Consider the following 7,906-nt stretch of genomic DNA (forward strand, 5'->3'; position numbering starts at 1 on the left):
GGTGCGGGAAGGGGCGCGGATAGAGGTCGTCGTGTCGGCGGAGGAGGGTTAGGGCCGCCAAGGGTTGAGGCAGGGTCTGCGTCGGTCTCCTCGTGCTACCGCATTGGATAGGGTCGCTTTCATGAGTACCGACTTGTATGGATGGCTGGAATGCAAGCCCGGGCCTGGGCGTTATGGCGCTGAACACGCGTCGTGGGAGCCCTTTTCCGAACTCCGGCACCTCCATTGGGCCCGTGATTACATGTCGTGGTCAGCGCTCTTCGACGTCCGGAGTGTGGAACCTGTCGAAGCTCTCTTCCCCGACCGCGGAGCACCTGCGGATCTTTCGGAAACGGTACGACGGGATGCGGACGATTTCGAGGGCCACAGTCATTCGTGGTTCTCCTGGCGTGAACTGTCGGCTGTCGACTGGAGCGCCCCCTGCACCGACGGCCCGTCTCGGTACTGGGTTCGCCGCTGGTCCCGTACCCAAGAAGGATCCCTCGAGCCCGAGGGGCTGGCCGCACTCCCGGATGAGCTGTACGACTCGGCCGCCGCCACGTTCGGAGACGGCAACATCGCCCCCTCCCGGTGGCCCGCCGACGGAGAGCTCCCGCTCGGCAGCGATGTGTACCGACCTGTGGTCCCTGCCTACCGCGACCTGGTGCCGGCCGACGGTCCATGGCGACCTGTGTGGAACGTGATGGGCACGCTGGCCGAACTCCATGGTGAGGACAACGTCCGCCTCGTCGTCTGGTTCGGCGGCTGAACGGATACCTGGAGGCATCAGTTCGTCATTCCAGACCCAGGTACTCCAGCGCCCCCTTGGGGTTGTCGTTCAACCGGTTCCAGTCGATTTCCTCACCCCGGCTGTACTTCGCCTCCAGCGCCCGCTGCATGTCGCCCAGCTGCTTGGCCGTGAAGTTCGCATCTCCGATACGGGCGTCGACTCCCTTCTCGTTCATGAGCTGAGCAGGTGAGACCTTCTGCCCCTTGATGGGTCGGAAGACCTCGGTCCACTTGTCAGGCTTGTCGATCTCGACTCGAGTCGCGCTGCCCGGATTCGCCTTCTTCCACTCGGAGAGTGTGTTGATCTTCCCGACGAATTCCGGCTGACGCGTCGGGTTCACCGTGTTCTTCACTTCGACCAGGTGCACCTTGCCGTCCCGCCCCTTGTACAGGACATCGGCGTCCGGCACGTCCGACACATCCACGGTTTCTCCGGGCGCGACCTCGACCTGACGCCGGTTGTGCTCCGAGCCGACGGCGGTGTGCACGGTGCTGTCGGGTGCCGCGTCCTCCGAGGCGCGCCGCACGCCGCGTACCTCGGCAAGCATCTCCTCGAGCCTGCTGGCGGTACGCGCGTTGGTCACTTCGGACCCGAGCTTGCTCGCGCCCGCCCGGTCGACGTTGGCGCGTCGTGTGAGATCAGTGAGTTCGTCGAGCGCGGCCGCCGCCTGGTCCTTGCCGATCTCCTTCTTGCCAGGGTTCTTCTTGGCGTTCCTGACGAAATCGTCGATGTTGCGCTCGTCGATACTGAGCCTGCCCCGCTTGATGGCGGCCTTCGCCGCCTCCGCCTGGGCCTCCAGCGCCAGTTGCTGAGCCGCGTCCGCCTTCTCCCGGGCGTCCTGGGCCCCCTCCTTGGCCTCCTCGTCGCAGCCGTCCTGGGCCAGGACGACGTACGGGGAGCCGGACGGGGCGGCGGCGAGGATCGTGGTGCCTGCGCCGGAGGAGCCGGTGAGGAGGCCGGTGGTGGTCCCTGGTGGGGTGCCACCGTACGGAATCCGGCGGACGGGAGAGGCGATGGTGCAGCCGGATTCGCGGGCCTTTTTCTCCGCCTCGTCCGCCGCGTCGTCGGCATCCTTGGCGGCCTTCCGAGCGCTCTCGGCATCGCCCGCCTCGGCAGCCTTGCGGGCCTTCTCCGCCGCGTCCGCCGCCTTGTCGACGGATTCACCGACCTCGGCCAGCTTCTTGAACTTGGTGAACTTTGTGATGGTCTTCGGGCTGAAGATGCCGACGACGTTGACCACGGTGTTGCCGATGGAGGCTCCGTAGTTGCCCTTCTCCCAGTTCTCCTTGTCGACCAGCGTGTCGACCGCCAGGTCGGACACGAAGTCCTCGGGCGAATTGACCCAGCCCCATACGGAGGACAGGTAGTTCCCCTGGTCCCACTCCTTGCCCAGCTCGTCGGCCTTGTCGCCCCACCAGTCGGTGGTGTAGCCCTTCAGGCCGTTCCACGTGTCCTTGACCGAGCCGACCGGGTCGCTGACGACGTCCATCGTGCTGGCCAGGAAGCTCTTGGTAGGCGCCACGAAGAAGCCGCGGACATGGTCCATGAACGTCTTGTCGTGGCGCTCCTGGTCGTGAACGTCGTCCCAGAGGGACCTGTCCTCGAACGGTCCCGGAGCGAGGGGAACCGTGTCGTTCGGTCCCGCGCCCTCGTAGGTGATGATCTGGGCTGACGCGGGGATGTCGCTGCCGCCCGTGTCACCGACGCCCGTGCCGTCGCGGGATTCCGTGCCGCCGCCGGTTTCCGTGCTGCCGCCGGTTTCCGTGCCGCCGCCGGCTTCGGGGTCTCCCTGGCCGCCCGCATCGCCCTGGGTGCCCGACCCGCCTTGGGTTCCCGAGTCGCCCTGGGTGCCCGCATCGTCGTTCGTGGCCGTGTCGCCGTCCGGGTCCGCTCCGTTGCCGCCGTCGGCGCCGGGAACCTGACCGTCTTGCTGCGCATCGTCGTTGTCCCCGGCCGCGCCCGTCTCCGTACCGTCGCCCTGCGGAGCGCGGCAAGCCGTGCCTGTCACCGAGCAGATCGCCGACTGGATGCCGTCGGCGATGCGTCCGCCGAGGCCGCCGACCGACAGCGCGACGATGATCGCGGCGACGACCGCAATGAGCCCCGCGTACTCCACCGCGGTCTGGCCCTCGTCCTGCCGCCAGCGGATCATCCTTGCCAGGCTGAACGCCCGCCGCTCCTCCCTGTCCTCGGGAGGGCTCTCGAACCATTCACGCGACCGGGCCCGGCGCAACAGCACGATGACCGCCACCGGCATCGCCGCCTGCGTGATGCCCCGCAGGTCGCCGTGCATCAACGTGCCGAACGACAGCCACACGATCCACGCCTGCACGGCGATCAGTGCGCGGCTCGTCCACACCCCGCCTTGCCACAGGCGCCGGGCCAGGTAGACACCGACCACGCTGGGGAGCGAGTCGTACACCAGGATCCCGAAGATCTCCCCGGAGTAGTACGTCACCACCGACAGCACGGTGATCACGTACAGCGCCGTCAGCGCGAACTGCACCCACAGCAGTACCTGCGCCCAGCCCAGTTCCCTCGGCAACGGCGAGTGCCGTTCCCAGGACGGGCTGTTCTGTGCACCCCCCATTCCGTACGGGGGTATCCGGTCACCGGCAGGGGACATGCGCGACCTCAGCTCAGCTCGGGAAACGGCCGTTCAAGACGGGCATTGAGCCGAGGCTAAGGAACGTCGATCAGTCACGCGTGGGCCCGTGGCCCCAACCCTGGGCCCACTTTCGGTGACTCAGCTCTCTGTGCGCGGAAAGGAGACCTCGACCCGGCGGTTCTTCTTGCGGCCGGTTTCCGAGGAGTTGTCGGCGATGGGGTACTGCTCGCCGTAGCCGCGGACCTCGTAGGTGACGTTGGAGTCGGTGAGCTCTTGGTCGAGGACGTTCTGTACAGCGTCGGCCCGCTTCCGGGACAGGACGTCGCCGTGGGCTGAGGAGCCGAGGTTGTCCGTGAAGCCGAAGACGCGGATCTTCGTGGCGTTCTGCGTCTTGATCTCCTCGGCGATCGCGGAGATCCGGGCCCTCGCCTCGCCGCTGAGCTTCGCGCTGTCCTTGCCGAAGAGGACCTCGGCCTGGAGGGCGAACTTGACGTCGGCGTTGGTGTCTTCACGGCGCTCGTCACCGCTTTGGTCTTCGACGACCTGTTTGATGTCGAGGACCTTGGCTTCGGCGAGGGTGGCGCCTTCGGGGAGCTTGAGGTCGGGGTCGTTGGGGTCGACGTCGACAGGGGCTGAAGCGGAGGCCTCCGTGCCGGGGGGCACGCCGGGGGTTTCGTCGGCGTGGGCCGAGACGGCGCCGTAGATGTTCGTGGCGACCATGAGGCCGGCGGCGGTGAGGACGAGGGCGAGGCGTGGAGTCGCCGTTCGATTGCGCGTGGGGGTCTTCATGGCCGGCCTCACCCGGAGATCTTGATGGTGCCGCTGGAGAAGGTCGGCAGTTGCAGCGCGACGTCGACCGTATCGGTGGGCGGCGCAGGGAACTGCATGAATACGGGAAGCTCCTGCCCTGCCTCGAGGGTGGTGAGACCCGTCGTGGTCAGCGGACGTCCGTCGGTATCACGCAAGACGTAGTAGCGCTTCTTCCCCTTGGAGTCCACGAGGGTGGCACCACCGAGCGACTGACCGTGCTTGATGACCTCGGTCTCGTCACCACTCGTCTGAGCGGGGATGGCCACCGATTCCGCTCCGTCGTTCTTCAAGCCCCCACTCACAGTGACGAAGCCTCCGGCGTCCCGCTGGGCGGAAGTAACTCGCAGAAGAAGTCCGTCCGTTCCCTTGAGTTCGGCCAGCGGTGTCGCCGCCTGCCCTTCCTGAGCACTCGGTTTGGATCCGTCCTTGGGTGCGGACGCGGACGGGCTCGACTTGTCATCGCCGTCGCCACCACCGCCACAGCCGGCCACACCGAGAGCCAACCCGGCCGCGACGGTCAGCGCGACCACTCCCCTGCGGGCCTTCGCAGTGAACCGAATGCTCATCTCTCTGCTTCCTTCATCACTCGTCGTTCGCTACTGGGTCGGCCAGGTGGACGTCGAAGAGGTCTTCGGGTTCCGGCAGGACGTCGAGGTCGTCCGGATCCAGCTCCCATTTCTCCCCGTCCTCGCACAAGAGCTTCGGCAGGACGTCGGGGCCGGCGTTCCCGGCTGGGGGATCGATGTCACAGCGGGCCTCGATCACGGCAGTGGCGGAAGCGTGCGCCTTTCGGTTCGCCTCGCCGGGGACGATCGAGTCCCCCATGGGCTTGTTGGTCTGGACCTCGACCGAAAAGCGCAGGGGCCCTTCCGGATCCGGGCATGAGGACACTGTCGCGTCGTTCTGCTCGGCAAGCTGGTACGCGCGCCAGCAAGACGGAGTGAGGCCGTCAGCGGTGCCCTCAAAGATCGCCTGCCACTTGTTCGGGTCCAGTACGTCCTTGACCCACGCGCCGGCGAGTTGGTCCCGTCTGTCCTGTGCTGCCGCGAGAGCCGCCGCGTCGGCGGCCGTCTGGGCACCATTCCTGTTCGCCGCGGCCTGACCGACCGCGAAGTACGCGAACGCGAGAAAGAGCAGGCCCCCCACCACAGAGATGTAGATGGGGAAAGCCTGCCCTGCGTCGCCGTACCGGCTGGGTCGCGTCAAGGAGCGACCTTGGCGATCTGTGCCTGGATCTTGGTGAGGATCGTCTGGCCGATGTTCGTCCCCGTAATCGCCAGCACAATAGCCACCACCACCGCGATGATGCCCAGGTACTCGACCGCCGTCTGCCCCTTGTCGCCGGCGCGGCGGCGCATCGCCTCGGCTGTCGTGTTCTTCCAGCCGTTCACGCGGACCTTGGTCGCGACGGCGGTCTTCAGCATCAGGTCGCTCATGGTGTTCCCCTCCGGTTTCGGCTGTGTCGCTTTCGACACGAGGAACGTACGGCGGAACGCCCTGTCCGCCAGAGGGCCCCTGGGCCCAATTCCGGGCCCAATCGACCGGGCCCAGCCGTCGGTTGTGCCATCGTCGCGTCACCGGAGGTCACCCCCGTCCCCGCTGTGCGTCCGGAGCCGTGCCGATCCACTTCGCGGCGGCCTCGGAGCGGCTGGTGCTGTGGAGCTTGGCGAAGATGCGGTTGATGTGGTTCTTGACGGTCTTCTCGCTGATGAAGCACGTGGCGGCGATCTGCTGGTTGTTCATGCCGGACGCGATGAGGTCCATGATCTCCGCCTCCCTCGTGCTCAGTTGGAACCGCGACCTGTCGGGAGCGGCCGGGCGGCCACTCGTCCACTCAGACGAAGACTGTCCCACATGCGGTTGCATTTGCGAAAGCATTTCTGGGGAAGTGGGCCGCTGCGGCGCGTACGAGGCGTCGAAAGATGCTGGTGGGGTGGGTTGTTGAGGTTGACTATACGACTGCCCGGAAGTGGAAATTCCGTATGCAGTCGCACTCGATGACTGGCCCAGGCCCTCCGGCAAGGGGGCAGCCGGGGGTTGATCCTGGCGGAGTTGGGCCACGAGGGCGCCCGCCGCTGTCGGGGTGAAGTGGGCCCGGCCCTCCTTGATGTCCCGTACGGCGTCGACCAACTGGTCCGCCGTGAACTCGCCGTGGACCAGGTAGCCGCCCGCCCCCCGGCGCAGGGCCTCGTGGACGATCTCCGACTCCCTGCTGTAGGTCAGCATCATCACCGGGGCGATCTGCACCAGGTACGGGAGGGCCGAGATGCCGTCGACGCCGGGCATGCGGACGTCCAGGAGGACGACGTCCGGGCGGTGCTGGTGGGCGGCCTCGTAGGCCTGGCGGCCGTCGGCGGCCTCCGCGACGACCTCGATGTCCGGGCGGCCGGAGAGCAGCGCGGTGAGGCCGGCGCGGACCACGGGGTTGTCGTCCGCCACGACGACCCGGAGGCGGCGGGACGGCGGTGCCGGGTGCGGGAGGTCGGCGAAAGGGTGGTGCGGTGGTGGCGGCTGCGGGGCGCCGGTGGAGTGGGGCGTCTGGTCCGGCATCAGGGGCCTCCTCTCGGGTCGTGGGGTCATACGGTGGGGGTGGACAGGGCGGCCAGGGGGAGCTCCAGACGGACCTCCGTGCCCTGGGGATGGCCGCCGCGGCCTATGCGGATGCGGGCACCGACCGAGGCTGCGCGTTCGACCATGCCGACCAGGCCGAAGTGGCCCGCGCGGCGCAGTTGTTCGAGGGTGGTGCCGGGCGGGAGGCCGCGACCGTCGTCGTAGACGCTGATGCGGAGCAGGTCGCCGTGGACGCCCGCACTGACGTCGACGCGGGTGGGGCGGGCGTGGCGGTGGGCGTTCTCCATGGCTTCCGAGGCGATCGTGAGGAGCTGGCGGGCCACCGCCGGGGGCACGGGCGGCACGGCGTGGGCGCCGGTGGGGCGGTAGACCGCCGGGAGGCCGGTGCGGGTGCTGAAGTCGCGGGTGCGGGCGGCCAGTTCGACCAGCACGTCCGTGGCCTGGTCCGGGTCCGATTCGCGGCGCAGGTCGGCCAGGAGTTCGCGGGATTCGGCGGCCGCCCGGCGGGCCGAACGGGCGACGAGCGCCGCCTGCTGTCGCACCAGGGCCGGGTCCATGCGGTCGGCATCGGTCGCGGTGGTGAGTCCGTCGGCGGCCAGGGCCACGCCGTGCAGGGTCTTGGCGACGGAGTCGTGCATCTCGCGGGCCAGGCGGGCGCGCTCGGCACTGACCGCTTCCGTCACGGCGAGACGGGCCTGGACGGTGGTGAGGGCCTGGGTGGCCGCGCCGAAGCGGAGCATGAGGTTGCGGAGGCTGGAGCCGACCGCTCCGGCGATGACGCAGAGGCCGGGCAGGAGGGCGGACTCGGTGATGCCGGGGGCCGGGTCCTCCTGTGCCGCGTGGATGAGGAGCAGCAGCAGGGCCTGGAGGGAGGCGAAGACGGCCGCGCCTCGCCAGCCGTAGACCAGGCCTGCCAGGAGGGGTGTGCAGACGCTGACGTAGGCGAGGGTGCTGTCGGGGCCGGCGGCGATGAGGAGCAGGGCGCCGAAGAGGGTGTCCGCGGCGAGGAGGGAAGGGTGGCGCAGGAGGAGGGGGCCGAAGCGTTCCCAGTCCCTGAACAGGACGTAGGACGTCATGAACGTGACCACCACGGCCGCGCCGACGAGGCGGGTGGGGAGGCCGTCGTTCGCGTTGATGAGGGCGGTGGG

Annotated in this window: 8 protein-coding genes; 1 reads left to right on the plus strand and 7 read right to left on the minus strand. The window is 68.4% G+C overall.

Annotated features, from left to right (window positions below; all coding sequences use genetic code 11):
• The first annotated feature begins 121 nt into the window (after positions 1-121).
• On the plus strand, positions 122-748 hold the full coding sequence (locus K4G64_RS37380; protein ID WP_221760320.1) for a hypothetical protein: 627 nt from the start codon (positions 122-124) through the stop codon (positions 746-748).
• Positions 749-773: 25 nt separating this feature from the next.
• On the opposite strand, the gene K4G64_RS37385 is transcribed toward K4G64_RS37380, so the two are convergent.
• From K4G64_RS37385 to K4G64_RS37415, 7 genes are all read right to left on the minus strand, one after another.
• Positions 774-3,359: a hypothetical protein gene (locus tag K4G64_RS37385; protein WP_221760321.1), complete on the minus strand. Its 2,586-nt coding sequence runs from the start codon at positions 3,357-3,359 to the stop codon at positions 774-776.
• 156 nt (positions 3,360-3,515) lie between these two features.
• Positions 3,516-4,166, minus strand: coding sequence for an OmpA family protein (locus tag K4G64_RS37390; RefSeq protein WP_221760322.1), 651 nt, complete (start codon positions 4,164-4,166; stop codon positions 3,516-3,518).
• Between the two features lie 8 nt (positions 4,167-4,174).
• Positions 4,175-4,753, minus strand: a complete 579-nt coding sequence (locus tag K4G64_RS37395; RefSeq protein ID WP_221760323.1) for a hypothetical protein — start codon at positions 4,751-4,753, stop codon at positions 4,175-4,177.
• 16 nt (positions 4,754-4,769) lie between these two features.
• On the minus strand, positions 4,770-5,393 hold the full coding sequence (locus K4G64_RS37400) for a pilus assembly protein TadG-related protein (RefSeq protein WP_221760324.1): 624 nt from the start codon (positions 5,391-5,393) through the stop codon (positions 4,770-4,772).
• Positions 5,390-5,623 (minus strand): hypothetical protein, encoded by a 234-nt coding sequence (locus tag K4G64_RS37405; protein ID WP_184559792.1) that lies wholly within the window; start codon positions 5,621-5,623, stop codon positions 5,390-5,392. The genes K4G64_RS37400 and K4G64_RS37405 overlap by 4 nt, the downstream gene beginning before the upstream one ends.
• Before the next feature lie 148 nt (positions 5,624-5,771).
• Positions 5,772-6,737 (minus strand): response regulator transcription factor, encoded by a 966-nt coding sequence (locus K4G64_RS37410; protein WP_221760325.1) that lies wholly within the window; start codon positions 6,735-6,737, stop codon positions 5,772-5,774.
• 26 nt (positions 6,738-6,763) lie between these two features.
• A partial coding sequence (locus tag K4G64_RS37415) for a sensor histidine kinase (RefSeq protein ID WP_221760326.1) occupies positions 6,764-7,906 on the minus strand: 1,143 nt, incomplete at its 5' end.

Origin of the sequence: Streptomyces sp. WAC04114 (assembly GCF_019733245.1) — a bacterium.
In the GTDB taxonomy this organism is placed as follows: Bacteria; Actinomycetota; Actinomycetes; order Streptomycetales; family Streptomycetaceae; genus Streptomyces; species Streptomyces massasporeus_A.

Coding starts and splice junctions, on each gene's coding strand:
- K4G64_RS37380 (WP_221760320.1), top strand. CDS start 122: ATGAGTACCGACTTGTATGGATGGCTGGAATGCAAGCCCGGGCCTGGG.
- K4G64_RS37385 (WP_221760321.1), bottom strand. CDS start 3,359: ATGGGGGGTGCACAGAACAGCCCGTCCTGGGAACGGCACTCGCCGTTG.
- K4G64_RS37390 (WP_221760322.1), bottom strand. CDS start 4,166: ATGAAGACCCCCACGCGCAATCGAACGGCGACTCCACGCCTCGCCCTC.
- K4G64_RS37395 (WP_221760323.1), bottom strand. CDS start 4,753: ATGAGCATTCGGTTCACTGCGAAGGCCCGCAGGGGAGTGGTCGCGCTG.
- K4G64_RS37405 (WP_184559792.1), bottom strand. CDS start 5,623: ATGAGCGACCTGATGCTGAAGACCGCCGTCGCGACCAAGGTCCGCGTG.
- K4G64_RS37410 (WP_221760325.1), bottom strand. CDS start 6,737: ATGCCGGACCAGACGCCCCACTCCACCGGCGCCCCGCAGCCGCCACCA.